This is a genomic window from Paraburkholderia sp. BL18I3N2 (genome assembly GCF_003001875.1).
GTDB classification, from domain to species: domain Bacteria; phylum Pseudomonadota; class Gammaproteobacteria; order Burkholderiales; family Burkholderiaceae; genus Paraburkholderia; species Paraburkholderia phytofirmans.
The window spans coordinates 705,185-730,248 of record NZ_PVNC01000003.1 but is presented as its reverse complement, the minus strand read 5'-3'; the positions used below and the strand labels follow the sequence as shown (position 1 = coordinate 730,248).

The 25,064-nt window shown below is 56.9% G+C and carries 22 protein-coding genes; 12 read left to right on the top strand and 10 right to left on the bottom strand.

Annotation, left to right across the window (positions count from 1 at the left end):
• Window positions 1-603: 603 nt before the first annotated feature.
• On the bottom strand, window positions 604-933 hold the full coding sequence (locus tag B0G75_RS13025; RefSeq protein WP_106305460.1) for a helix-turn-helix domain-containing protein: 330 nt from the start codon (window positions 931-933) through the stop codon (window positions 604-606).
• 312 nt (window positions 934-1,245) lie between these two features.
• On the opposite strand from B0G75_RS13025, the gene B0G75_RS13020 reads away from it, so the two are divergent.
• The 7 genes from B0G75_RS13020 (at window position 1,246) to B0G75_RS12980 (ending at window position 5,769) form a co-directional block, all read left to right on the top strand.
• Complete coding sequence (locus tag B0G75_RS13020; RefSeq protein ID WP_146142506.1) at window positions 1,246-1,725, top strand: hypothetical protein; 480 nt, start codon at window positions 1,246-1,248, stop codon at window positions 1,723-1,725.
• 376 nt (window positions 1,726-2,101) lie between these two features.
• A complete protein-coding gene (locus tag B0G75_RS13015) occupies window positions 2,102-2,566 on the top strand; it encodes a hypothetical protein (protein WP_146142505.1) in 465 nt (154 codons plus the stop codon).
• Between the two features lie 3 nt (window positions 2,567-2,569).
• The gene (locus B0G75_RS41025; protein ID WP_106305451.1) at window positions 2,570-3,007 is read left to right on the top strand and encodes a DUF6088 family protein; all 438 of its coding nucleotides are present in this window, start codon (window positions 2,570-2,572) and stop codon (window positions 3,005-3,007) included.
• 402 nt (window positions 3,008-3,409) lie between these two features.
• Window positions 3,410-3,547, top strand: coding sequence for a hypothetical protein (locus B0G75_RS40625; RefSeq protein WP_181309248.1), 138 nt, complete (start codon window positions 3,410-3,412; stop codon window positions 3,545-3,547).
• Window positions 3,548-3,876: 329 nt separating this feature from the next.
• Entirely contained in the window at window positions 3,877-4,860 is a 984-nt protein-coding gene (locus B0G75_RS12995; protein WP_258194423.1) for a hypothetical protein, read from the top strand.
• Window positions 4,861-5,273: 413 nt separating this feature from the next.
• Window positions 5,274-5,417: an excisionase family DNA-binding protein gene (locus B0G75_RS12985; RefSeq protein WP_181309247.1), complete on the top strand. Its 144-nt coding sequence runs from the start codon at window positions 5,274-5,276 to the stop codon at window positions 5,415-5,417.
• Window positions 5,418-5,556: 139 nt separating this feature from the next.
• Window positions 5,557-5,769, top strand: coding sequence for an excisionase family DNA-binding protein (locus B0G75_RS12980; protein WP_106305436.1), 213 nt, complete (start codon window positions 5,557-5,559; stop codon window positions 5,767-5,769).
• Window positions 5,770-6,258: 489 nt separating this feature from the next.
• On the opposite strand, the gene B0G75_RS12975 is transcribed toward B0G75_RS12980, so the two are convergent.
• The 6 genes from B0G75_RS12975 to B0G75_RS12950 all read right to left on the bottom strand — a co-directional run bounded on the left by B0G75_RS12975 (window position 6,259) and on the right by B0G75_RS12950 (window position 14,455).
• Entirely contained in the window at window positions 6,259-8,169 is a 1,911-nt protein-coding gene (locus B0G75_RS12975; RefSeq protein WP_258194449.1) for an acyl CoA:acetate/3-ketoacid CoA transferase, read from the bottom strand.
• A 357-nt stretch (window positions 8,170-8,526) separates the two neighbouring features.
• Window positions 8,527-9,174 carry a maleylacetoacetate isomerase gene (gene maiA / locus B0G75_RS12970; RefSeq protein ID WP_106305434.1) on the bottom strand — a complete coding sequence of 216 codons (648 nt, stop codon included), beginning with the start codon at window positions 9,172-9,174 and terminating at the stop codon, window positions 8,527-8,529.
• Complete coding sequence (gene fahA / locus B0G75_RS12965) at window positions 9,171-10,553, bottom strand: fumarylacetoacetase (RefSeq protein ID WP_106305431.1); 1,383 nt, start codon at window positions 10,551-10,553, stop codon at window positions 9,171-9,173. The genes maiA and fahA overlap by 4 nt, the downstream gene beginning before the upstream one ends.
• Window positions 10,553-11,887, bottom strand: coding sequence for a homogentisate 1,2-dioxygenase (gene hmgA, locus B0G75_RS12960; protein ID WP_106305716.1), 1,335 nt, complete (start codon window positions 11,885-11,887; stop codon window positions 10,553-10,555). The genes fahA and hmgA overlap by 1 nt, the downstream gene beginning before the upstream one ends.
• 150 nt (window positions 11,888-12,037) lie before the next feature.
• Window positions 12,038-12,994 (bottom strand): MBL fold metallo-hydrolase, encoded by a 957-nt coding sequence (locus tag B0G75_RS12955; protein ID WP_106305428.1) that lies wholly within the window; start codon window positions 12,992-12,994, stop codon window positions 12,038-12,040.
• 651 nt (window positions 12,995-13,645) lie between these two features.
• Window positions 13,646-14,455 carry an IclR family transcriptional regulator gene (locus B0G75_RS12950; RefSeq protein WP_106305425.1) on the bottom strand — a complete coding sequence of 270 codons (810 nt, stop codon included), beginning with the start codon at window positions 14,453-14,455 and terminating at the stop codon, window positions 13,646-13,648.
• A gap of 98 nt (window positions 14,456-14,553) precedes the next feature.
• Between B0G75_RS12950 and B0G75_RS12945 the strand changes: the two genes are divergently transcribed.
• Window positions 14,554-15,387, top strand: coding sequence for an IclR family transcriptional regulator (locus B0G75_RS12945; RefSeq protein ID WP_164862117.1), 834 nt, complete (start codon window positions 14,554-14,556; stop codon window positions 15,385-15,387).
• Window positions 15,388-15,469: 82 nt separating this feature from the next.
• Here the strand turns inward: B0G75_RS12945 and B0G75_RS12940 are convergent, their stop codons facing one another.
• Window positions 15,470-16,639: an MFS transporter gene (locus tag B0G75_RS12940; RefSeq protein ID WP_258194420.1), complete on the bottom strand. Its 1,170-nt coding sequence runs from the start codon at window positions 16,637-16,639 to the stop codon at window positions 15,470-15,472.
• 424 nt (window positions 16,640-17,063) lie between these two features.
• On the opposite strand from B0G75_RS12940, the gene B0G75_RS12935 reads away from it, so the two are divergent.
• On the top strand, window positions 17,064-18,407 hold the full coding sequence (locus B0G75_RS12935) for an MFS transporter (protein WP_106305416.1): 1,344 nt from the start codon (window positions 17,064-17,066) through the stop codon (window positions 18,405-18,407).
• Between the two features lie 176 nt (window positions 18,408-18,583).
• On the opposite strand, the gene B0G75_RS12930 is transcribed toward B0G75_RS12935, so the two are convergent.
• The gene (locus B0G75_RS12930; protein ID WP_106305413.1) at window positions 18,584-19,237 is read right to left on the bottom strand and encodes an EthD domain-containing protein; all 654 of its coding nucleotides are present in this window, start codon (window positions 19,235-19,237) and stop codon (window positions 18,584-18,586) included.
• 308 nt (window positions 19,238-19,545) lie between these two features.
• On the opposite strand from B0G75_RS12930, the gene B0G75_RS12925 reads away from it, so the two are divergent.
• Together B0G75_RS12925 and B0G75_RS12920 are read left to right on the top strand one after the other, a co-directional pair.
• On the top strand, window positions 19,546-21,309 hold the full coding sequence (locus B0G75_RS12925; protein ID WP_106305410.1) for an FAD-dependent oxidoreductase: 1,764 nt from the start codon (window positions 19,546-19,548) through the stop codon (window positions 21,307-21,309).
• Between the two features lie 154 nt (window positions 21,310-21,463).
• On the top strand, window positions 21,464-22,252 hold the full coding sequence (locus B0G75_RS12920; RefSeq protein WP_106305407.1) for an IclR family transcriptional regulator: 789 nt from the start codon (window positions 21,464-21,466) through the stop codon (window positions 22,250-22,252).
• Between the two features lie 230 nt (window positions 22,253-22,482).
• Here B0G75_RS12920 and B0G75_RS12915 read toward each other — a convergent pair whose 3' ends face one another.
• On the bottom strand, window positions 22,483-23,259 hold the full coding sequence (locus B0G75_RS12915; protein ID WP_106305404.1) for an SDR family NAD(P)-dependent oxidoreductase: 777 nt from the start codon (window positions 23,257-23,259) through the stop codon (window positions 22,483-22,485).
• A gap of 539 nt (window positions 23,260-23,798) precedes the next feature.
• On the opposite strand from B0G75_RS12915, the gene B0G75_RS12910 reads away from it, so the two are divergent.
• Entirely contained in the window at window positions 23,799-25,010 is a 1,212-nt protein-coding gene (locus B0G75_RS12910) for a porin (RefSeq protein WP_106305401.1), read from the top strand.
• The last annotated feature ends 54 nt before the right edge of the window (window positions 25,011-25,064 follow it).

Here is a 25,064-nt window from a genome sequence, read left to right as displayed (position 1 = left end):
CTTCACGCCATTTTTTGCTCTGTCTAATGGTGCCAATGTCTATACCTCGGCGGAGAGCAGCCGTGTTATTTGCCGCCAACCGTGACCTATAGGCCACGGCGAGGCTAGCACGCCTTCGACAGCCGCAAGTAGAAACTCCGCAATCGCACTCATGCTTTCAATAGCAAAACGAGCCTGACTATCCAATACTTACGCCCGCCGCGGGCGGTCATGTCTTGTACCTTCCTCATTGAGAAGCCGATTGAGCGCAAGCGCCAGTTCAAACGCAGACGACTCGGCCTGATGCGGGGCGGGCTCACCCGTGGCGGTTGCTGGGTGCGTAAAAGAAGCTGCAAGGTAGTGATTGCCTGCTGTTGACCGGCGGCGGCAAGAGCATTTAAGGCGGTGTGCTACACATAGCATGAACCCTTTAAAACCGAACCTGCCCCATTCTTACCTTGACGCATTAGAACTCGCGGAGCTGCTTGGCATCTCGCTCCAGACTGTTATCCTGCGAGCAAAACACCGTCCATGGCTCCTCCCACCGCGCGCGCAACTTTATGACCGTGAGTTGCTTCGCTGGAGAAGCGACCGAGTTCAGGTGTGGCTGAACGGCAGGACGGGCTAGGTGGCTTTACGCCGAGACTTTTTCTCAATGGACGAACTCGGCGTTTTCTTTTCAATTCGCTCCATGGTGGATTCCGAGTCATCGGCGACATTTGCAAAAAGCTCTGAAACGTCGACGCCCAAAGCTCGCGCGAGCAAGACGATATTGTCCAACGACGCATTGACAATCTTGCGTTCTACCTGGCTCGCGTAGGTGCGATGAAGCCCTGCGCGGTCCGCCAAAGCTTCTTGGGACAGCCCCTGTGAAGCGCGAATCCGCTTTAGATTCTCGGACAGCCGGAGACGTGCAGCTAGTTGTTCGTCTGTCAATTTCGATTGTTCTTCCATGGAGCGGAAGCATCGCCGATTGACGTTCTTACATCTACAGTCGATACGCCTACAGAGTTTGCGCCTACAGCTTTTACATCTACAGAGTTTACATCTCATCTGTTTGCACCTAAACTAACTTTCAGTGTTAGGTCCATCCCGCTTTCTGCGGAAAGGCGCAGGTTCACGAAGTCATCTAAATTCAACCTCCTAGCGCCTTCAGGCGGCGGGTCGCTGACCACTGTGGACGGTCATGTCATTGAAGCATGAGCGGAGAAGCGCTTTGAGAAACACCTTTCGTCCGTCGCGGAGGTCAAATTGGAAAGCGTCCCGTTGAACTACATTGCCCCATCAACTCGCGCAACGATGTCGCTGCTTGGTTCCCCGCTGGTCGCAAACATCGCAGGCGAGACTGTCGCCTTGCCGCCGCACGAGATGCCTGGTGAAATCGAGTGGTGGGTCGAGGTACTCAAGTGGCACGTTCGGAAGACCTTTTATTTCTTGGCCTCTGTGCCCCCGAGTGAGAGGATTGAGAAGCTTTTGCAGGTCGAACAGTCGCTCGTTAGCAAATCTCAATTTCACACGCTTGAGGCTCAAGCTGTGGCTGAAGCCGCTCTTGTATCGATACAAGATGTTTCGGACGAAGATGTCGCCAACCTTACGAAGGCTCGCAAGCTCATCGATGACCAACTAGCGACGGAGTGGTCCGCGTTAGTTAGCCGTTACACAAAAATCATCCTCGGCGAGGAGCCTGCGGAGGATGCAGCGAACGTCGGTCCGGGCGATGCGCTTGTCAGTTCCGGAGACGAATGATGGCTTGGGGGATTGTCAGCGGCATCTTGAAGCCACAGGAAGTCGTCCTTTCTGATTGGCGCATTCTACGAACATCCCAAGGAACCTGTCATTTCGTCGGTTGCCGCACGACTCATGGACGCGGGCGGGTTAGTTCTGCAATCAAGGAGTTCGACCGAGCGCTGCAGCGTGGAATAACGCGCTCAGGAAACGTCTATCGCCTCGAAGGCGACAGCGCTCACTCAACGGTGGCCGACGCGATTTGGCGGCAGTGGTGCGCGACAAACCGGATTGAATCCTGGGATGACGTTACCGACGGATGGATGAGCGGGAAAGTCGCCCCAGATGGTCCATCGGCATCCGACGCCCGCGCTCACTTCGACGGGAACCCGCAGCAATGAACTCACAAGCGGGCTCCATTGCTGAAGCGACGGTCGACGCCACCGAACCACATTCGCCAGCGCTAACGAAGGGACGAATGACAGCAAATGGACGGCGGTCTCTCGACAGCATTCGGCCTCGTGTTCTTGGCTGCAAGGACCTACTGCGCGACGCCAAGAATGAGTCGCTCTCCCCGCATACACGTTATCGACTGGCGCTCGAGTGCATGTATCTGTGCTGTGTCGAGGTTGTAGAGGCCGAAGGCGTAACGGTCGATGATATTGCGCACCCTAGTTTTAAAATTCTTGATGTAGCCATTCCGGCGCTACAGCTACCCGACAGAGACAGCGTAACTGTCGACTTGCTGCTTTACTGGTCACAACGTAGCTCGCCGTTCGTGCCGGCAGTTCCGGTGACCGATGTTTGCGATTTGGCGGAACGAATTTATGACGCAATGCTCTGTCGCATCGGGTTCGTATAACGGATGAACACGAGGGTACGGAAGAAAGTCCGACTCGAAGACCGAGTAACGCGTTCAATTCACCGTCGCGCAGGGGTCGTAATTTTGCGGTCAGAGCTGGCCAAGCTGGGTGGCCGCTCGCAGCTCACTCGCGTCCTCGCGAGGTTAGTCGACGCCAGGAAATTGATACGAATCGGGCATGGCATCTACGCAAAGACGAAGATGAACAAATTCACCCGGACGCTAATGCCTGCTGCCACTTTCGAGTCAATCGCCGCCGAGGCTTTTGAAAAACTTGGGATTGCGGTCGGTCCCGGAATGCTAGCTGAAGAATACAACTCCGGCCGGTCCACCCAAATACCGATGATGCCAGCGGTGACCACGGGACGACGGCGGATAAGCCGAAGGATTCAAGTAGGCAGCAAGCGAGTCATCTATGAGCGACGCAGACGAGACAACTAGGAAGCTGCCGTTGTCAGGCAGCTCGGCCATGAGCTTGCAGACCGACGTCGCTGTGTATTTGGGCAATTGCGCGGGCAGTAGCTTGCTCATTGCTTGCGAGGGCACAACCATTGAACCTGGTGGCTCCACGTGGCAGCGCGCCCTGGACGCACTTGCCTTTCCGTCACCCCGCGGCCCGTACCCTGTCTCGAATCGCTTCACGGTCTTTGTCCACGAGACGTTTCCAAACTCGTCCGCCGACACGCGCGTGCTGGCGACTTATCGCATCGACGTCACATGCGGACAGAGCGCGGCGCGCGCACGCGTTCGAAGCATGCGTTCGTGCGTTGATTTGAACGCTGTCCGCTTTCACATTGGCGACGACGTAGTCGAGGTTACTCGTGCAATTTTTCGGGCGGCTCAATGACAATCTTCTTCCTTCAGTTGCTCCGGGAGAACTGGTTGTTACTTGCAATCCCGTCGAGCGCAGCCATCGTCGGGCATGCGGAGGCCGACCTCTGCGCGGAAAAACAGGCACTGAACGCGTCCATCATGGGGTGAAGGAGTTGATGCAATGAAGGTGAGAGACTTAATCGGTCATTTGCGGAACGCGGACCCCGATGCTACGGTGATGCTCGTGTCCTACGATGCACCGGATGCAGATGCTGAACCGGTCCGCTCCGTTCGTTCGGACGAGAAAACGTGGACGTATGAGCGGGGCTCAAGTAAGGGGCGTCCATATGAATCAGTGTATCGGGGCGAACCGCACAGCGAACTTCGTTACGATTGCGAGAACGTGACGTACGACAACGTCTCCGTGATTTTGCTAGCAACGTAACGACGCCATGTCACGTCAGTCCACATTGCATGAACGCGGCTGGAGCACCGCAATGCGACGCATCGATGCGGAGTACGACATCCCGCAGTTTCTGGCGTCCTCTCTTGTACGCACTATCGCCGCGAGCGACTTTCGCCTGCCGGAAAGCAAGCGCGAAAAATTCCAAAAGTTACCGGATGATGTGATTGCTCGCATAGAAGACATTGTTCGGCAGGCTTACATCGAAGCTGGCGAAGACGTAGGGGGCGACATACTACGCGCGCATCTTTGGCGGCAAGCCCTCGACGGCCGTCGCGCGATGATTGCAAGTGGAGAGCTGCTGCCACCCACTGAGTTCAGGCGGCGAATCGGTGTGACCGAGAAGCGACTCGAGAAGTTGCTCAACGATGGCAGTCTGTTTAGTGTTGAAGTCGACGGCGTTCAATACGTTCCCGCCGTCTTGGCAGGCGCTGCCCACAACCTGCGGCGGCTGCAGACAATCTGCCGGGTCATCGCGTCGGCACCGCCCCTGAGCCGCCTCGATTTTTTGACGTCGCGGAATGGCACTCTTGCCGACCAGCGTCCGCTTGACATGCTCAAGGACAATGCTGATTTCAAGACGCTACGGCAAGCAGCCGCGGCGTGGGCTGCGGAGTGGTCGCGCACCGTTGTAAAACTGTACGAGGGAATGCACGAGACGGCGCCAAGTGACGTGTCGCCGTTGTACACAGCGAGCGCGGAAATTGACCCACGCAGACCGCTTTGGGAGCGTGCGTCCGAGGCGCTTCACGTACACGGATATCAATGGCCGCTGGGCCCGTACCCGGACGTGCGTAGCTTTACGCTTTTTATTGAACGACACACATTCGGAGGCGCGGCGCCGATGTCGGAGGCTTGCGTGCAAATTTTAGTCGACGGCGAAGACATCCGCATCCGCGTTGTTGCTCCGCCCGGTGCGACGCTTAGCTCAAAGATAATGCCTGCGGGCAATCCCGAAGGCCCTATTGATATTGCGAAGCGAGTCATCGCTCATCTGACCAATGCGAAACGTACCTGATGACTTTCCTCGAGACGTGGGGCCAGCCTCTGTCCCGGGCAAACAGCCTAAACTCGTCGGCCGCCTCATTAACGGAAAGGTGGTCGTCGGGCAGACCGATGATGAGCGGTTTGAACGATGGGAGGTGTGCGAAGACCTTGCACAGCAGCTCGTCGCGAAGGCTCAGAAAGACTCAGCAAAGCATCCGCAGCATTCGCGCGAGGTCACGTTGCAGCGAATCAGACGGGCAATTGGAAGCAGAGGGTGGGTAAGCGTTGTGGAAGCGGACTGGCTTGTCGAACGGCTGCGAGCGTTGCTCAACTGGTAGCAGGCAACTGAACGTAGGGTCGAATGTGTATCAACTCGTCGCAGACTGCGTGGAGGTCGAAAGACGTTGGCTACGCCGGTCGCCCACTGTTCCTATGGGAGCGAACATGAAACAAGCGATGACCGTCGCCGAAGTCGCCGCGGCATTGAATGTGACGCCGATGTATGTCGTTAAGCTAATCCGCGACGGCAAACTGCCGGCAAACGCAAGTGCGGATGGCAGGCACACGGTGCGCATGCACAGACGCTGAAGCGTATCGCTTGACAGCAAAGCGGCGAGGTCGCAGGGCGCTGGAAGAACTCGCACGTGTCTCACAAGAAGCTGGGCTCTATGCGAAATAGTGCCCGAGGACTGCACTTTCTGTTACGCGCATCTAGCGGAGTTAAAGCATGACCGTTGCCGAAGCCGCCGAGTTTTTATTTGTGAGCCGCTCGCACGTAAGACGACTCCTAGAGAACGGAACCCTACGCGGCACACTTGCGGACGAAGGCGAATGCATTGTCGACGAGAGTTCGGTCCGGACGTATCGGCTTGAGTTGGACGAAAGGGCAAGGCTGTATCTCCTTACCCAGACGGAAGACGACGAACCGCCCGGTCTCTGACGACCGCTTGGACTCTAGCTCGGCCTACAGAGAATTCAGCTGGCAGATGCCGAAACCGACGCTGTTATCGAGAAAAGTCACGTCGGGCCCACCCCTAGCCCGCCATCAAGGGAATCGGACGGAGCATCGCAATGCTGACAGGAATTCCTGGGCCCACATTCGACGTGCCTCCGCCAAAGCGCCCAGGCGGATATGTTCTTTGTCTTGATATCTTAGCTCGCCGCGCGGTATGCAGGTATGGTCAGATGCGATAAGGCGAAAACCAATTGGTTGGTTGGCGCTGGACGACGATGAGGGCTGGCCAACCTGGTGCGCCAGCAACTTGGTTGGGACCGACGACGTGCTCGGAATCAGTGCGCCCGAGGTCCTGTCGGAACTTAAGGAAAAGTTGGCAGCAATGTACCTGAGGCGGCCCGTTGAGAAAGAGCTGTAGGAGCCACACGCTTGAAGCGTTGCACGGCCGGGCCGCCGCCCATGGATTGAAGTCCGTCATTTCTTGCGCGTTTCATGGGACGACACATCTTCTGGACTTTCGTAGATATATGTGGCGACGCTGCGCTGTTGTAGCGCGTTGCCCAATTTCATCCGCAGAAAGCTGCTTGTCGTATACCGAGTCACATCTGAGTAAAATCTTGCGACAAGACCGGTCACCATTTTGGAGTACGCGTCGATGACCTCGGGTGCTATCGAGAAATTGTCGTAGTTGACTATTGCATGGGGTCTGACGTTGAGTCCTGAGAGCGAATGTTCAACCTCGGCGCGAATTGCTTCGACATCGTCCTCCGTCGACACCTTGTGTCCTTCGAAGTTGATGAAAAACATGTTCTTTTCTAAATCGTAACTGAACCGCTCGCTGAGTTTCAGCCGCAGCAACATTGCCCGCAGGCCCATCGGCCGTTCTTCAAAGATGCACGCGTCCATGAGGCGGGGGGTACCTTTCAGGATGGGAGCGAAACCCATCTGAGAGACGATGTCACGGTGGAGGTCGACTCCTGGTGCAATCTCGATGAGTTCGAGACCGTCACGGGTAAGAGAAAAGACGCAACGTTCTGTGATGTACAGGACCGGTTGTTGGCGTTCAATGGCGTAGTGGCCGCCGAAGGTTCGATGCTCAACTGCGTCCACAAACTTCTGGCAAACACCTTCGTTGAGAATCTGCAGACGTCCATCTTTGATACTCACGTTGAGCTGGCCTGCATTGAACGTTCCGACAAAGACGACCTTCTTCGCTGCCTGCGAGATATTGATAAAACCGCCGGCGCCAGCGAGCTTTGGCCCAAACTTGCTGACGTTGAGGTTACCCTCGCGGTCGACCTGCGCAAGTCCAAGAAATGCGATGTCGAGACCGCCGCCATCGTAGAAGTCGAACTGGTAAGGCTGGTCGATGATGGCATCGGTGTTGGTTGCTGCGCCGAAATTCAGCCCGCCTGCCGGTATCCCGCCAATGACACCGGGCTCGGTCGTCATCGTGAAAAGGTCGCATACCTTCTCTTCGTTAGCAACGCTCGCAATTCCTTCAGGCATTCCGATGCCGAGGTTGACGACGCTATTGGCCATCAGCTCGAAAGAAGCACGTCTGGCGATGATTTTTCGTTCACTCATCGTCATCGACGGAATTGAACCTGTCGCGATGCGAAGTTCACTCGCGAAGCCCGGGCTGTAGAGCTCAGTGAACGTTTGCCAATGGTTTTCCTGTTTTGCAACCACGATGCAGTCGACCAGAATCCCTGGTATTTTGACCTGTCGTGGATTCAGAGTGCCTGACTCGGCGATACGCTCCACTTGGACTATCACAATTCCGCCGGAGTTACGCGCGGCCATCGCGATGGCCAGTGATTCGAGCGTGAGTGCCTCCTTCTCCATTGTCACATTCCCATTCGCGTCGGCGGTGGTGCCACGCACGATGGCGACGTCGACCGGGAAAGTTCTATACAGAAGGCAATCAGCGCCGTTGACGGATATGAGGCTGACCAGGTCCTCCGTCGTTTGGGCGTTAAGCTTGCCGCCGCCGTTGCGTGGGTCGACGAACGTGCCGAGTCCAACTGTGGATAGGTGACCTGGCCGATGAGCAGCAATGTCGCGGAACAGCTGGGAAATGACGCCTTGGGGAAGGTTGTAGGCTTCGATGAGACCTTCGACGGCCAGGCGTTGGAGGCCAGGAACAAGTCCCCAGTGGCCACCGACAACCCGCCGGACGAGTCCTTCGTGGGCGAGGTGATTTAAGCCTTTACCGGCTCCGTCGCCCTGACCACCCGCGTAGACCAGTGTCAAGTCTCGAGCCGTGTCGCTTCCGCTGTCGCCTGAGTCAAGGAACAGCTGTTCTATCGCGATGGCGACTTCTTCCGCGAACCCAATACCAACGAAGCCACCGGTTGCCACGGTGTTTCCTGGTCGAATCAGTCAGACGGCTTGTTGTGCGCTAACGATTTTGCCTTGCGCGACACTATTGGCGGCTGCGGGGAATGGGTGTTGAAAGCCTGCACTCATGATGTCTCCAAACTGCACCATGGAGCCAGGCTCCGGCGCTATATAGTTGTTGCGACCATTCGTAACTCGACCATACCCTTCGTTCTTGTTTAATGATGAATTATCTATCAGCCGCGGACGGCCAGTGGAAAACCGTAGGCTCGTTCGTAACGAGTGCCCGCGTTGCCGTCACCGACCCCATGCCTTACGGCCACGACCGCGGCGGGTAAGCTTCCATGGACAAATCAGAGACGGTTGACCCCGCACATCTAGCGTGGATGAACGGTCAGTTCAACCCTCCGCGTCTGGTTGGGCGGAGGGTTCGGCTTGCCTGAAGGCTTCCAGATGAAACGCATTGTCAGAAATGCGTTTGATTGTCGGATAGCTGTCCAGCGGTATGTCAAAACGGCGGGCGTTCCAGACTTGTGGTACCAGGCATATGTCAGCAAGAGTTGGTGCGTCGCCGAACACGAACTTTCCAAGGCGTCTTTCCGCTTTGAGCCGCACCTCCAATGAACCGAAGCCGACATCAATCCAATGCCGGTACCATTGCGACTTCTGCTCATCAGATACACCGAGGTTTTTCTTCAGGTACTGGAGTATCCGCAAATTATTGACCGGATGTATTTCGCAGGCGACCTGAAGCGCAACCGAGCGGACGTAGGCCCTGTCGGTGGGGTGTCCGGGTAGAAGTGGCGGCTCGGGATAAATCTCGTCAAGGTATTCGATTATCGCCAGAGACTGCGTCAAAACCTCCGGTCCGTCCTCAAGCGCTGGGACGATACCGTCTGGATTTACCCGACGGTATGCCGGTGAGAGCTGTTGGCCACCGTCTTTAAGAAGATGAACAGCCTCGTACTGAAACGGCAGCTTTTTCAAGGCGAGTGCGATGCGGACCCGATAAGACGCTGAGCTGCGAAAGTAGCTATACAGCTTCATTCATGGTCCTCCAAGACGGGGACCTCAAGCGCAGGCAGTACAACTCCGACGCATGAACCGAACCCGACGCGATAGCCATCGCCTTGACACCAGCCAGTCAGAGTAAGTTCGTCGCCATCCTCGATGAAGCCCCGTGTCTCGCCATCGTCGAGCTTCAGAGGTGATTGCCCGTTCCAAGTCAGCTCGAGCAAACTTCCGAATGTCCCGATTTTGTCATCGGTCGATTCAGATTTTGGCCCGCTGATAGTCCCGGAACCAAGCAGGTCACCGACACGAGTGTTGCAGCCTGCGGAAGTGTGGTGCACCAGCTGCTGCGCCATCGACCAGTACATATACTTGAAATTGGTCTTGGCGATAGTCGTTGGCGACGTAGCGAACTTCGGCTTCAGCTGTACCTCAAGATGGAGGTCGACTCCAGCGCGCGTAGCTCCGCGGAGGTAAGACAGAGGCTTCGGCTCTTGCAGGGGTTGGTCAACGCGGAAAGGTTCCACTGCTTCCATGGTGACCACCCACGGAGAAATGGTTGTCGCGAAACCTTTCGAATTGAACGGTCCAAGCGGTTGGTACTCCCACTGCTGGATGTCGCGCGCGCTCCAGTCGTTGAGAAGGACCATACCGAAGATATGACCGTCGGCGTCGGTTGCACTGATAGTCGAGCCGAGGCCGTTGCCCACACCCACGAAAAAGCCCGTTTCCAGTTCAATGTCGAGCTTACGACAAGGTCCAAAAGTGGGACGTTCAGCGTTCGGCTCCTTGCGTTGGCCGTTCGGTCGACGAATGGGCGTACCACTGACGACCACAGAAGACGCTCGCCCGTTATACCCGATAGGAATCTCGAGCCAATTCGGCATCAACGCGTTTTTCGGGTCGCGGAACATCGCGCCGACATTCGTCGCATGTTCGCGGGATGAGTAGAAATCGGTGTAACCAGGTATGTCGAAAGGGAGATGCATAGTCGCGTCGCGCTGGCGCACGAAAGCCCGCTCGCGCAGTTCAGGATTATCCCGAAGCGCCGAACCGTCTCTGGCCAGCAACGTCGAGAGCTGAATCCGGATACTTGTCCAGGTGGCTTTTCCCAAGGCGACGAAATCATTGAGCCGTGCCTGACGGAAGACGATTTTAGGTTGACCGTTGTCGTCGGTGACTACGTATGGCACGGCAATCAGTCCTGCGGACTCAAGCTCCGAAAGGTCGACAATCAGGTCTCCGATTGCAACACCGACCCGTCCCGTGTCGGACTTGTCGTCGGAGAACACCCCGAAAGGAAGGTTCTGGATGGGAAAGTCGGTATCGGCAGAATTCGCTGACTCGACCCAGCTCCGAAGGCTCGGGTTAGTCGTCCGACTAAGCATCTGGGTATCGTCTGTATTGGCTGGCATCACTTGACGTCCGGGTTAAAGTTGTTTCCAAGGCCCTGCCAGCATTCAAAATACTGTGCCTGCATCTGCGAGGTTTCCAGAGCGAACTGAGTCGGCTTGATGAGATTGCGCGTCTCAAACATGAAAGCCATGGTCGAATCGACCTTCGTTGGCTGCGTCGTGTCAGACACCGATGCCTTTTCAAACGTGCCAGCGTCGGGACCATGACCTGACATGCAGTTATGGAGGCTGGCGCCACCTGGCACGAAGCCTTCGGCTTTGGCATCGTACTCGCCATGAATCAGCCCCATGAACTCGCTAGCGAAATTCCGATGGAACCAGGGCGGGCGGAAGGTGTCTTCAGCAGCAAGCCACCGGGGCGGGAAGATGACGAAATCGATAGTGTCAACGCCGGGCGTATCACTCGGTGAGTGCAGCACCAGAAAGATTGACGGGTCCGGATGGTCGAAGCTTATCGAGCCAATGGTGTTGAAACGTCGAAGGTCGTATTTGTACGGCGCGTAGTTGCCATGCCAGGCGACCACATCCAAGGGGGAGTGGCCTATATCTGCACGCCAGAGATGACCGTTAAGTTTTGCCACGAGTTCAAAATTGCCTTCACGAACTTCATACGCCGCTTGAGGTGTCAGGAAGTCGCGCGGATTGGCAAGACCGTTCGAGCCGATAGGTCCGAGGTCAGGTAGGCGTAGCAGCGCCCCAAAGTTTTCGCAGATGTATCCGCGCGCTTTGCCATCCGGTAGCTCGACGCGAAACCGTACGCCACGCGGAATCACGGCAATTTCTTGAGGTTCGATGTCGAGAAGGCCGAGTTCTGTCGCAATGCTGAGGCGACCTTCTTGCGGAACAATCAGCAATTCTCCGTCAGCGCTGTAGAAGAATCGGTCCATCATGGAGCGGTTCGTTGCGTACATGTGGATAGCACATCCCGACATCGCATCCGCCGACCCGTTACCCGCCATCGTGACCAGACCGTCAATGAAATCTGTCGGCGCTTCCGGCATCGGAAGCGGGTCCCAGCGCAACTGATTGGGAGGAGTCGGTGGTACACGCGAAAAGTCGCTGACCAGTCTGCTGCTCTCCAGCGGCGTGAATGGCATGTGAACCGCTGCCGGTCGCACGCGATACAGCCATGAACGTCGGTTGTGGGAGCGAGGGGCAGTGAAGGCCGTGCCTGAGAGTTGTTCTGCGTACAGGCCGTAGGGAGCACGCTGCGGCGAATTCCGGCCAACGGGAAGCGCGCCGGGGAGCGCCTCGGTGGTGAACTCACTGGCAAACCCCGACTGATAGCCATCCGGATGAGCAGAGAACGCAGACGCGGACGATGCGCGTTCCAATGCAGTGTTGCAGAACGTGCCGCCCTGAACAGGTTCACGGCGGCTTGATGTGTCTCGCGTCGGCTGTTGCACTTTAATGTCTCCAGATTGGACTTGTCGTTCCAGCCTGCGTGCTCCTGATGCTCGCAGGCTGGCGCGTGGGGCTAATAATCAGCCCTCGAGGGTCTCCCACATTTCCTTGTCGCGCTGAGCAGTCCAGATACGCGGGTCCGGGTACTGCGTTGCTTCGTCGTGTGCCCGTGTGACGTCGAACGGCATGCAGTGGTCGAAGATGACCCAGTCGCCGAACTTCGGCTTCAGCGTGGCGTAGGTTTCTTTGTAAATGGCGTTCAGGTCTTTGCCTTCGCTGGCACCAGACTTGACCTTGCTGTAGAGCTCGCTGACGAAAGCGCGGGTTCCAGCCAGACCGTCGGCAACTTCCTGCGGCGTCTTGAGAGCAGCGCCGCGGCCGGGGACAAGCTTTTCAGGCTTCAGCGCAGCGATTGCGTCAAGGGTGGCCGGCCAATCCTGGAAATACGCGTCGCCGGCATACGGCGTTGCGCCGTACTCGACCAGGTCACCGGAAAGAAGCGTCTTTTCCTGCGGCAGCCAGACTACGGTATCGCCCTTCGTGTGCCCGCGACCAAGCTGCAGGATTTGAACTTCGAGCTTGCCCATCCAGAGCGTCATCTTTTTCTGGAAGGTAAGGGTCGGCCACGTGAGACCCGGCACCGATTCGACCGCATTGAAGAGACGCGGGAAGCGCTCAATCTCGCTCTTCATATCCTGCTCACCACGTTCGACGATGAGGTCGTAGGTGTCCTGGCTGGCGATGATTTGCTCGGCGTTGTAGGCCGATGCGCCGAGCACGCGGACCGCATGATAGTGAGTCAGCAAAACATACTTGATGGGCTTGTCGGTGACTTCGCGGATGCGGCGGATGACGTCCTGAGCCATCACGGGCGTCGCCTGTGTATCGGCCACGAGCACGGCATCGTCGCCAATGATGATGCCGGTGTTCGGGTCGCCTTCAGCGGTGTACGCGTAGGCATGTTCGGAAAGCTGTTCGAACGTGACTTTCTTTTCTTCAACGTCCGCGTGGGAAGCAAACTTCTTTTCTGTCGCCATGGTAGGAGACCTCTACAGGAGTAATTGAAGGGACAGGGTGGGTTTTGTCCAGCGACCCTGACGTTGAAGTTTATTATACATAAGCGAACATAGTCGCATATAGATAATTTCCCGTACGCCTTAACTGTCCCCAAAACCCGGGCTGCCAGTCCTGCTTGCCCTCTGCAATCACAGACATCCGAAGCACGCTGGTATATGGGGGCGCTGGCTGTCGACGAGCGGCGGAAGCGGGGACGAACTGGCGCGACGCTAAGACGCAAGCGTGGATTCATTTCGTACGATTGTCGGACGGCACACTTGCGTCCGTGGACGTCTTCGGCACTGGAGCACGCGTTGCGGTGAACTACCGTGAAGCCAACATGTGTGTTGATTGTTCTTGGCGGCCGAATGGGCCGACGTGCCGCACTGATATGTGCTCGACGTCAGGGCTTCTGTGTTTCGAAGGGTTTCAGAGAGGTGGCCGCGCAAGCGAGCCCAAGTTTTTCAGGGTCGCCTGCGCCATCGCATCAAAGCGATGCAGGGATTTGAAGGGGGCTCGCGGGAGTGCCGCCGGCGTGCGTTGGAAAGGTCTCAAGCCGCTGACTGGCGACGCCCGAGGCAGCCGCGAATTGTCTTCGCATTTCTCGGGCGTTGCTGTCGCATCGCGATGAACTAGGCCTCGTCGCCCGGGATGGCCGAGTAGCCTAGTCGGTAGGACAGGTCCAGTGTGGTCTGGCGCAGGGTCAACGCAAGTTCCCCATCCCAACTTGTATCGAACGTACCTGCGGGCCCAACCAGAGTGATGGCGAGCGCTATGGACCCCGTGAACAGGAATACAGGTGCCGCGATAGCATTTACACCCGGCAAAGGATGGCCCGAAGTTCGCGTCATGCCTTCCTCGCGAATCTTCCGATACTCCTTGAACAGGTCCTGCTTTTCCGTTGTCTTCAGTGCGGTTGCACCGCTAAGCCGTATGTTCTCGTCTGCGAGAGCCTTCTGCACCAAGGACTCTGGCATATACGCGCCGAAAAGTCGTCCCGTTGCCGTGTTGACGAGCGACATGACCGTGCCGACTCGCAAAGTGAGATGCAGCGGATACGAAGGGTCTTCCTGCCTGACGACGACCGGTCCGTTTGGTCCCCAAGTCGTCAAAAAAACGCTTTGTCCCGTTTTCGAGGCTAGCGCCAATACGTCTGCCTCGGCTTCGCGCAGAGGATTCAATCGTTGGAGTCCGTACAGGCCAAGCCGCAGCGCCAAGGGACCTGGGGCATAATCGCCTGACGGCTCCATTCGCTGTACCAGTTGAAGCTTGATGAGGCTGACCAGATACGGGAAAAGTTTGGCGGGAGACATGCCCGTGACCCGCGAAATTTCTTTGAGCGGCATGGGCGAGTCAGATTGCGTGAGTGCCAGCAGAATTTCGCTGCCCACTTCAACTGACTGGATTCCCCGCTGGGCTTTTTCGGTGCTTTCGGTGTCCATTTTGCGTATCTTGTCGGATTCAGAATCCAAGTGCCTTACGGTGACCAGGAAGCCGGTAAAATCGGCAAAACATAATGTGTTCGTGCACAGAGGATTGCATGGTAACGAAGCAGCGGGCAAAAGAAAATCCGGAAAGCCTCGATTCAAGTGCCCGGAAGGAGCAACGCGGCATTCAGAGCATGGAAGTTGGTGGCCGCTTCCTTCAGTATCTCGCGGACGCTGGCGAACCGGTGACACTTGCAGAGCTCAGCGCGCGCAGCGGCATTCCCACGAATCAGGTGTTCACCTATATGGTGAGCCTGCTTCGTACCGGCCTCGTCAAACGGGACCCCGTGACCTCGCGTTTCGAGCCAGGGCCTTTGTCTCTCCGCATGGGGTTGCATGCGCTTCGCATGGTGCCCGCAGTCCGTAATGCAATGCAGCCTTCCACCGACCTTGCGACGCGCGTCGAGCAAAGTGTGCTTCTCGCCGCGTGGGGAGACCGCGGTCCAACCGTTCTGCAAAGCATCGAGCCGGCCGCCTCGCTGCATGCAGGTGTTCACGTCGGCACGGTTATGTCCCTCACGCATTCGACGACTGGCCGCGTGTTTGCTGCATACAAGCAGAGTTCCACGCTCGACGAGCTCGTCGGGGCGGACTTCGGGTCGCAAACGCCTGATGGCGAGCGTCTGACCATCACGCAGTTCGACGCCATTCTGGCGGATATTCGAAAGCGAGGAGTCGCGCGAGGAGAAGGTATGCCGATTCCAGGAATCAACAGCATCAGCGCGCCGGTTTTTGACAACAACGGAGAGATTGTTCTTGTTTTGACGCTCTTCGGCGTTGCCGCGAATTTCGACGTTTCCTGGAAAGGCCCGCTGGTTACCAGTCTTCTTGCGACCACCAAGCTGTTGACCGAGCAGAATTCCGCGCCGACGGTACCGGCCGTCTAGGCACGCCTGTTCCAGCTGGTTTGCCGTGCGCTTCCTTTGCCAGCTCGCGGCCACCCTGGGTATCTCCTCCGTCGGCATTCCGCTAGGTCCTCGCCAGCTGTGCGGTTTGGCGAGAAACCAGCGACGAAAACACGGCTGCGACTAGAAAAAGGCCGAAAGCACAGCCTATAAAAACGGGCGGCGCTGAAAATCTGTCGATGAACCACGCAGCGCAAGCAACGCCTAGTGATTGCCCAAAGAAAAGAAAGCACGAAAAGAGTGACACGGCGGTTCCGCGGGCGCTCGGTGCCATCTGCGTGGCATGGGTCTGCAAGGTGTTGTGCAAAGCGTAGAAGCCAAACCCAGCCATGAAGCAGGCGGGCAATGCGAGCAACCAGGTGTTGAGAATCGCGAGTCCGCCATATGACACTGCGAGACAGACACCGCCAAGCCTCGCCAGATTGGCTTCCCCCAAGCGACGGACCAAGAGGCGGGCGCATCGGCTGTACGTTAAACCGCCTACCCCATAAAGAGCCACAATCGCGCCCGCCCTCGACATCGGAAGTTCGAATGTCCCGTGTAGATAGGTCGGGATGAACGAGAGCGCGCTGAACGCGAGCGAGCCTTCGATGAAGGTAACGAGGAGCACTGTTCGAGCCCAAGGAATCGCCAACACCTCAAAAGCACGGTACGCGAAACGGCCGGGCGTCGACTTGCGCGCCATGTCCGACGAATTGACTTCTCGCAAGACGAAGAGCCCCGCAACCAGATAAATCAGGGCCAGGGAGGCAAACAAGATTCGCCAGGCAGCCGCGTCGGCGAGCAATGCCCCTAGCCACTGACCGGCAATCATCCCGAAAACAGTCGCGCCGAGCAGCCGCGCAAGGATTTCTTGACGCCGTTCATAAGGCACTGTGTCGCCAATCCACGCCATAGTTAAAGGCACGATTCCCGCGGCCGCAGCCCCGGACAAGACCCGGGCCGCTACCAATTGGCCCACATGAACGGACAATGCTGCACCAAGGTTTCCTACCGTGCAGGCCAGCGTGGTCAGCGCGATTACGAGGATTTTTCCAAACTTGTCTCCCAAAGGCCCGAAGACAAGTTGCGTAAGGCCGTATGCGAGGGCGAATCCTGAAATTGCGAGGGCGGCGTGCCCCATGTTCACACCAAACTCCGCCTGCAGTGACGGTAACAGTGAATCGCAGACCCGCATTGACGCCATGCTGGCAAAGCAGCACGCGCTCAGAAGCCACAACATTCTCGCGGACAAACCGGTCTCCTTAACGATGCAATCGCTGTACGTAGCAGCTCACTCGTGCTTTATTATATATACGCAAACGTATGAGCGTAAAACAAAACGTACTTGGTGGCGCTGCGGGCCGCCAGGCAAAGCGAATTCGAGGCAAGGGCGGCCAATTCGAACTTGCTGGTCTTGGCCTGTGCGACATCTGACGAACCAGTCGCAGGCACGTTAGGTGTTTACCAGCACTTCGAAGCCGTTCGCGGTCCAGAAGAACCCAGATAGGTACAAACGAGAATTATATATGTGCGAAGTGAAGCGTTAATATGTAATCAAGAAGCGTGGACCTGCCATGGTGCGGTTACCTTCTGAGTGGGTTGGCGGTCAGCGAGGTGGCGTAGGTGCCTCGACTGACAGCGGACCACAACTGAAAATAACTGCACTGGAGTTTCTGATGACAACGCGAAGTTCAGTCGGCACGGTCCCTGCACCGACGAATCCCCCATCTGTCGGCACATCGGATGACACCTTGTTTCGCAAAGTGACGCTGCGAATCATTCCGTTTCTCTTCTTCTGTTACGTCATTGCAATCCTGGACCGGAACAACATCGGGTTCGCCCAGTTGCAGATGAAGCACGACCTTTCCTTCACTGACGCCGCGTACAGTTTGGGCGCAGTGTTCTTCTTTGTCGGGTACGTCCTCTTCGAAGTGCCCAGCAACATACTCTTGCATAAGTACGGAGCCAGGAAGACCTTCGCACGAATCATGGTGTTGTGGGGCGCGTGTTCGGTGGTGATGGTCGCGGTATCCAACAGCACGCAGTTTTACGTCTTACGCTTTCTTCTCGGTGTATTCGAGGCCGGCTTCTTCCCAGGCATCGTTTTATATCTGACGTACTGGTTCCCGGCACGCCGTCGCGCAGGAGCGCTATCCGTCTTTTATGCTGGTGTCGCCGTCGCCGGTGTGCTTGGCGGTCTAGTCTCTGGCTGGATTATGCGCGGCATGGATGGGGTCCATGGTGTCCACGGGTGGCAGTGGATGCTGGCCATCGAGGGTGCTCCCGCAATCCTGCTGGGTGTTATCGCATTCTTCTTCTTGAAGGACAGGCCGTCCGCTGCACCGTGGCTTAGCGCAGGTGAGAAGCGGCGGTTGGAAGACGTGCTGGCGAACGACGGAAAGCCTGCTGAGCATAGCCATTCCCTGCTTGCGGCGGTGGGTAACCCGTACGTCTATGTGTTCGCGTTTGTGTACTTCTGCCTGACCTCGGGCATCCTCCTGTTGCTATTCTGGATGCCGACGATGATTCGCGAATTCGGAATTACCGACATCGTTCAGATTAGTCTGTACTCGGCAATCCCGAATGCAATCGGCGCTGTGGGCGTTATTTTGATTGCTCGTCGTTCCGACCGACGCAACGAACGCAAATGGCATTTCATCGTCTGTGGCTCTGGCGCCGCTGCGGCGCTGGCGCTACTGACTTCGCATGGCCTGGGCTTCGCACTATCCATGGCGCTGTTGACTGCGGCGGCCGTATTTATTTACGCGGCTCATCCCATCTTCTGGTCTGTGCCCGCTAGCTTCTTTCGCGGTTCCAGCGCTCCTGCGAGCATCGCGCTGGTCAGCACTATCGGGGTAACCAGCGGAACCATCACCCCGTATCTAATCGGTCTTATCAAGACCTACACTGGAAGCATGAACAACGCGTTCTATTTCATTGCATTCATTCTGCTTCTTGCCTGCACAGCGATGTTTTTTGCGTTACGGTCCGAACGGGCGAGGAATCTGCATAAAGCGTGAGCTGAGAGCCGAAAATGAGATGCACCGGGCGCTCGGAGCTCCAGCGCCCGTTTTATTTTTTTGGTACGGGCTGACGGTGCGGTTTCGTAGCAATTTCCGAATCGCAGTGCGCTATGGTTTCGCGAGAGAGAGAGGGGGCGACGCGCCCACCAAACCGGCTACCGGTCTGAAATGGATTACCTGACCACGAGCGGGTTGATGAGGTACGCAGCCGCACGGTCGGCTAAGCCGTCAATCCTTTGCACAAGGCTGCTCTCAACTCGAAACGCGTCATGCACTTCCGCAAGATTCTTGAACCACAGCGCCGCAAGCACGGTGGGCACAACCGGCTCTGCCCATAGGCGTTCACGCTTCGCGCTTCTGGTCGTCCAATTGAGCGATGTTGTCGCAGGCGTCGGTTGTTCCTCGTCGGATTCGACCATCACCTTCTCGAACTCGATTCGTGAGACACCTGCCTTCAGGGCAGCGACGAGGATGACCTTCACGCCTGTGTGCTCTTTGGCTCCATCCTCGTGGTCGACTACGCAGAGCGTCCATCCACGCAGGAAGTTTGGCTCATCTTCGGGAATGTATCGACTCCCGACCGCGGAACGTTGCGCTTCCGACATGAGCTCATCGCTTTCGAAGCAGAGCTCGACGATGCCATCGACATCAAAACATCCCGAACCACCTCCGGACTTCCAGAGAGTTTTATCGACCCTGTTTTGCGTGTATTTCGCAATGCCATCCATGCACAAAGCAAGTTGAGCATGGCAGCCAGACCAGTACGCACGAAAGTCGCTTACCGAAGTGCCTTCTTTGCGCGCCAGCAAAGTCATACGTTTAATCATGTCGTCTCCAGAGTAGGTGAAGCAAACGGTACCGGCGACAGACCGTAGCCGGAAATTCGATGACAAAGGTGGCGAGCGCAGCGCCTGCACACGAGGCCGCCAACCGCATCCAAGCAAAAGGGCACAACCTTTCCCATGGAGTCCTCAATTTACATCCGAGACGATGGAATCCGGCATAGGGATTGTACTTACGCAAATATGTACGCGTATATGTAATTGCGGCGTATGATTTGACCATGGCCCAGAAGACGGGGATGGATTATGAGGACGCACCTGAGGTGACGCGTCCTCGCTATCGGAGATGCGTGATGAAGCAGGAAAGCGAATACAGCTGTGACGTGCTTGTTATTGGTTCGGGATGCTCGGGAATGTCCGCGGCAATCACGGCCGCGTCTGAGGGGCTCAATGTCCTCGTTATCGAGAAAGAGCCGAAGTTCGGCGGCTCAACAGCTCGCTCGGGCGGTTGGCTCTGGATTCCGAATACAGCGCTTGCAAAGGTGCAAGGGATTTACGAGGCAGAAGATGCCGCGCGTACGTATCTCCAGCACGAGGCGGGGTCGAGCTTTGATGGTGAGCGCGTCGACGCCTTCATCAAGAATGGGCCGGAAGCTGTAGACTTCTTCACAGCGAAGACAGCTGTACGCTTCGACATGCCTCTTGTGTTTCCCGACTATCACGCCGAGGCGCCCGGCGGTACGCAAGGTGGTCGTTCCATGGTCACTCGTCCGTTTGACGGCCGCGAACTCGGCACGGCAATCAAGGACCTCGCTCCTGCTCTGCCCGAACTCACCGTATTCGGAATGATGCTTGGTTCGGGCAAGGAAATTGTGCACTTCATGCGGGTGACGAAGTCAATCAAGTCTGCCTGGTACGTCACCAAGCGTCTCTCTCGCCACTTCGCAGATGTTTTGAAGCATGGTCGCGGCATGACGCTGACGAACGGCAACGCGCTTGCCGGTCGTCTCGCAAAGTCGCTCTTCGACCTGAACGTTCCTCTTTGGCTCAACACCAAGGCGCTCAGCCTCACCAACGACAACGGCCGAATCACCGGAGCGGTCCTTGACCGGGCCGGTTCGAAAGTACGTGTGACCGCGAATCGTGCTGTTATCTTGGCGAGCGGCGGTTTTCCGTACGACATCGAACGTCGCAAGCAACTCTTCCCCCACGCTCCGACAGGCTCCGAACATTTCTCGCCTTCTCCGACCGGTAACACGGGCGACGGATTGCGCATGGCTGAAGCAGTCGGCGCTCAAGTGACGACAACGCTGCCGAACGCGGCTGCCTGGGTGCCGGTTTCGACGCTGACCAGAAAGGACGGAACAACAGGCATCATGCCGCACTTTATCGACCGCGCGAAGCCTGGCGTTATATCCGTGCTGCGCGACGGCCGTCGGTTCACGAACGAAGGCCACTCGTACCATGACTTCGTGCAAGCGCTGGTGAAGTCGACGCCGGCGGGAGAGGAGATTTCCGCACATCTCATCTGCGACCACAAGACTCTCCGAACATACGGCCTGGGTAGTGTTGCTCCGTTCCCGATGCCCATTGGCCGCTATCTGCGTGTCGGCTACCTGACGAAAGCATCAACCGTAGACGAGCTGGCCGAGAAGATTGGCGTCAATGCGCTCAACTTCAAAGAGACGGTGCGAGGCTATAACGCCGAGGCGCGACTAGGTCGCGACTCACTCTTCGGGAAGGGAAGCACAGCATATAACCGTTATCAGGGTGACGCTCTTCATTCGCCGAACCCGTGTGTCGCGCCTATCGAGAAAGGCCCTTTCTATGCTCTCAAAATTCGCATCGGTGACATCGGCACATTCGCTGGCCTGAAGACTGATTCTTCATGCCGCGTGCTCAACTCCGACGGCTCGCCAATCCACGGTCTCTTCGCGGTTGGCAACGACGCGTGCAGCATCATGGGCGGGAACTACCCCGGCGCCGGCATTACGCTGGGACCGGCGTTGACTTTCGGCTACATCGCAGGCAAAGCAATCGCATCTGCCACAGAGGTTCTGAAGGAAGACACTGTGATGGACGCTCAGGCCACCAAATTTGCAGTGGTGTCCCATTAACGAAGCGTAGGGATTCCGATGGGCGTGCATTTCCGCGGTTGCTGTTGCCCAGCGGCCGCGGTTTTTTTCGCATGTCGGACCTTGTCGAGAAAGCGACGTGCCGACCGGCCGGCATCATCCGGTCCGGGACGATGCTCGCAAACGAGGGGGAGATATGGAGACTGCCGAATGCGTCGAGCAACTTGCTCCGAGAAGAACCAGGGAGCAGCGCGGAATCCATGCGATGGAGGTTGGAGGGACGCTTTTGCAGCATCTGGCCGACGCCGGAAAACCTGTTTCGATGCTGGGGCTGAGCGCTGCAACCGCCTTACCTTTGAATCAGGTCTTCACATACATGGTCAGCTTGGTTCGCACAGGACTGGTTAGACGTGATTCAACGACCCAAAGCTTCGAGCCTGGGCCACTTGCATTGAAGCTTGGCTTGCGAGCTTTAGCGCAGCTCCACCCATTGCATAAGACGGTGGAGTTGGCCATTGAACTGCTTAAAGACGATAATCACGGTGCGTTTGTCGCGATATGGACAGACCATGGCCCCACCGTCATTCGATACCACGGCCCCGAAATGTACCTGCATGTCGGCTTGCATGTGGGGTCGGTAATGTCCATCGCCCACAGCAGCACAGGACGACTGTTCGCCGCGTTCCTTCAGAGGCAGACGATAGAACCGATGCTTGCTCGTGAATTTGCGAAGGCTGATGCGGTCTCGGCGGGATGCTTTGTCGATGTAATTGAGAACTTCGCAGGAGATGTGCGGCGCACACATCTGTCACGAACGCTGGGTGTGCCAATCCCTGGCGTCGACAGCCTGAGCGCGCCTGTTTTCGACCGCGGGCAGATGGTGCTTTCAGTTACCATTTTCGGCCCGTCAAGCACGCTGGATACTTCTGATACCGGAACCGTTGCGAGGGGACTGCTTCAGCTCTCTGAAAAGCTGTCCTCGTAACGCCTTGGGAATCGAAGACCCGGGTGGTCCGTGCCTGCCCAGCAAGCTGGTGGAAAGGATGATTGGAGGGAGGTTCTCGAAAATGTGCAGCTTCTGATGCTGGCGCCGGCATGTGCTATCTGCAAACGGATTTCGCCGCGAGAACCGCGAACGCCACGCTTCTGACTGCTCCGGCGTAGACGCTGTGGTACCAAGAAAAGCCCGCTGGGCGGGCTTTTGCAAGACAGACCTTAGATAGCTAGAAATCCGCCATCTACCGCGAGGGTTATCCCCGTCACGTAGCGCGACATTCCAGACGCCAGGAATATTGTCGGGCCGACGAGGTCCTCCGTTTGGCCAACCCGACCCATAGGGATGCGTGACATAAACGCCTCGAGACGCGCCGGATTCTCGCGTGTTGCAGCCGTCATAGGGGTTTCGATGACGCCGGGCGCCAATGCATTTACGCGTACCCCGTGAGGCGCGAGTTCGGCCGCTAGAGACTGCGTGAACATCTTGATTGCACCTTTGGACGGGGAATAGCCGAGGCTAGCGCCTTGTCCAGCATAAGCGGCGATAGATGCAACGTTGATAATCACGCCTTTGGTCGTCTTGATAGCCTCAAGAAACGCGTGCGTGACATTGAACGTCCCTTGAACGTTCACTTCCATCACTTTCTTCCAGTTCTTGGCTGCATTCGGGCTTGTCAAGTTCTCACGAATAATGATGCCCGCATTATTCACAAGCAGGTCGACACAGCCGATGTCGTCGGAGACCTTTTCGGCAAGGGTGCAGCAAGCGTCTGCGTTGGTGACATCCAGCTCGAACGGCCACGCTTTCCCACCTTCCTTCTCAATGAGCGCGGCGGTTTCCCTGACGTGTTCGAAAGCAATGTCGCTAACCACAACCTTGGCGCCGGCCTGGGCAAGGCCGAGCGCGAGTGCACGGCCATTGCCTTGTCCTGCGCCGGTTACGAAAGCCACGCGGTCTTCGAGCAAACGTGGCGCGACGTATTGAGGGAACGACATGATTTCTCCTTGATGTCTGATGGATATACGGTTAGCAACGCCCGCTGCGTAAGTGTTTCACGTAAACATATGTCATTGCATAGGTGTAATTACTCACATCCAGACACCACATTCCATCGATATTGCGATAGCGCTGATGCGTTGCTTGCGACTTAGCGTATGACTCCGGCTGGAACCTGCACGGTGTGTGGGTTCTCGCCGTCCGATGGTCTTTGAGATGAATGAGGAGCTGCCCGATAGGGATTTGCACCTATGCAAAAGAAGTGGCGAATGTTTAATTTTGTGGCGTAGTATCTGGGCTATCGGGGGAGGCAGCCCTCCCTCAAGACAACGAGCGCCGCAAATAGGTCAATCTGCGCGCCGCGCGTAACACGGTGCGTTCCTCTCGAATCCAGTGAGAGTAAATCGCTACACCGATTCGTTGTCCTACATATAGCAAGCCGAATTGGCCCTGTTGCCCACGACAGGCCGCGACAAGTGATGGCAATCAGACGCCGCCGCTGACGACTCGGACTAGAAAATTATTAAGGAGACTTTTAATGGCGAAGAAGAGAGTTGTTCGATGTGCAGTAGGTGCGATTCTTGGTTTGGCTGTTCTTCCTGCATTTGCTCAGTCGAGCGTGATTCTGTACGGCATTGTCGACACGTCTATCACCTATCAAAACAGTCAAACAACTCTCGGCTCGACGACGCCGGGAAAGTCCAACGTTCGCATGCAGTCGGGTGTGTGGAACGGAGACCGTTGGGGGCTTCGTGGCACAGAGGACCTCGGTAACGGTTATCAGACGTTGTTTGTCCTGGAGTCGGGATTCAATATCGCGAATGGCGGACAGCAGTTCACGAATGCGATGTTTGGCAGACAGGCGCGTATCGAGTTGTCGAACCCCGCCTATGGGGCCTTGTCAGTGGGCCGTCAATATAGCGCTTATTACGTGATGCTTTCACCGTGGGTTCCCGCGCTCTATCAAACCGGGTACGGTTCGCATCCTGGCGACCTTGACGGCTTGGATACCTACTATCGCGCCAACAACGCGATTTCCTATACGACGCCGACGTTCTACGGGATTACAGCAAGTGGTCAATTCGCACCTGCCGGCGTGCCCGGGAGCTTGAATCAGGGGTCGACCTGGAGCGGTGGACTTCAGTACAAGGGTGGGAACTTCGGTCTTGCTGCAGGCTTCTGGCGCATCAATAACTCGACTCCAGGCGGCGGTCCATACGGCGCGGAATCTTCAGTGAACTCCTCCGGTCAGCAGGGCGTATCAGCCATCACAAATGGCTACAGCCAAGCCCAGGCTCAGCAGCGTTTTGCTGTCACTGGTGGATATGTCTTCAACCAGAACTGGGACATCTCGTTTGCATATTCGAATGTGCAGTACATCCCGGGTGTGAATTCCAAGTTCAGGGACACGGCCATCTGGAACACGGCGGGCAGTGTGCTTCATTGGAAGCCGGCCGCTGCGTTCGACTTGTCGCTCGGCTACAGCTACACCTGGGCTTCCAAGGCGAACAACATTTCGGACGCAGCCAGGTATCACCAGGTCGTTCTCGCCCAGTATTACGCGCTGTCGAAGCGTACAGGTTTATACGCGCTCGAAGGATACCAGCGTGCGTCGGGCCAGACGCTGGGTAACCCGGGAACTGGCGCGATTATCAATGCCACACCGACCATCGGTGACAGCTTCCAGACAACGCCGGGGGCTAGCCGCTCTTTAATTGCGCTCAGCTTGGGTGTCGTGAGCAAGTTCTGATTGATTGAAACGACGATGGGATGAATACGCCCATCGAATGCTGAAGCAACAGGT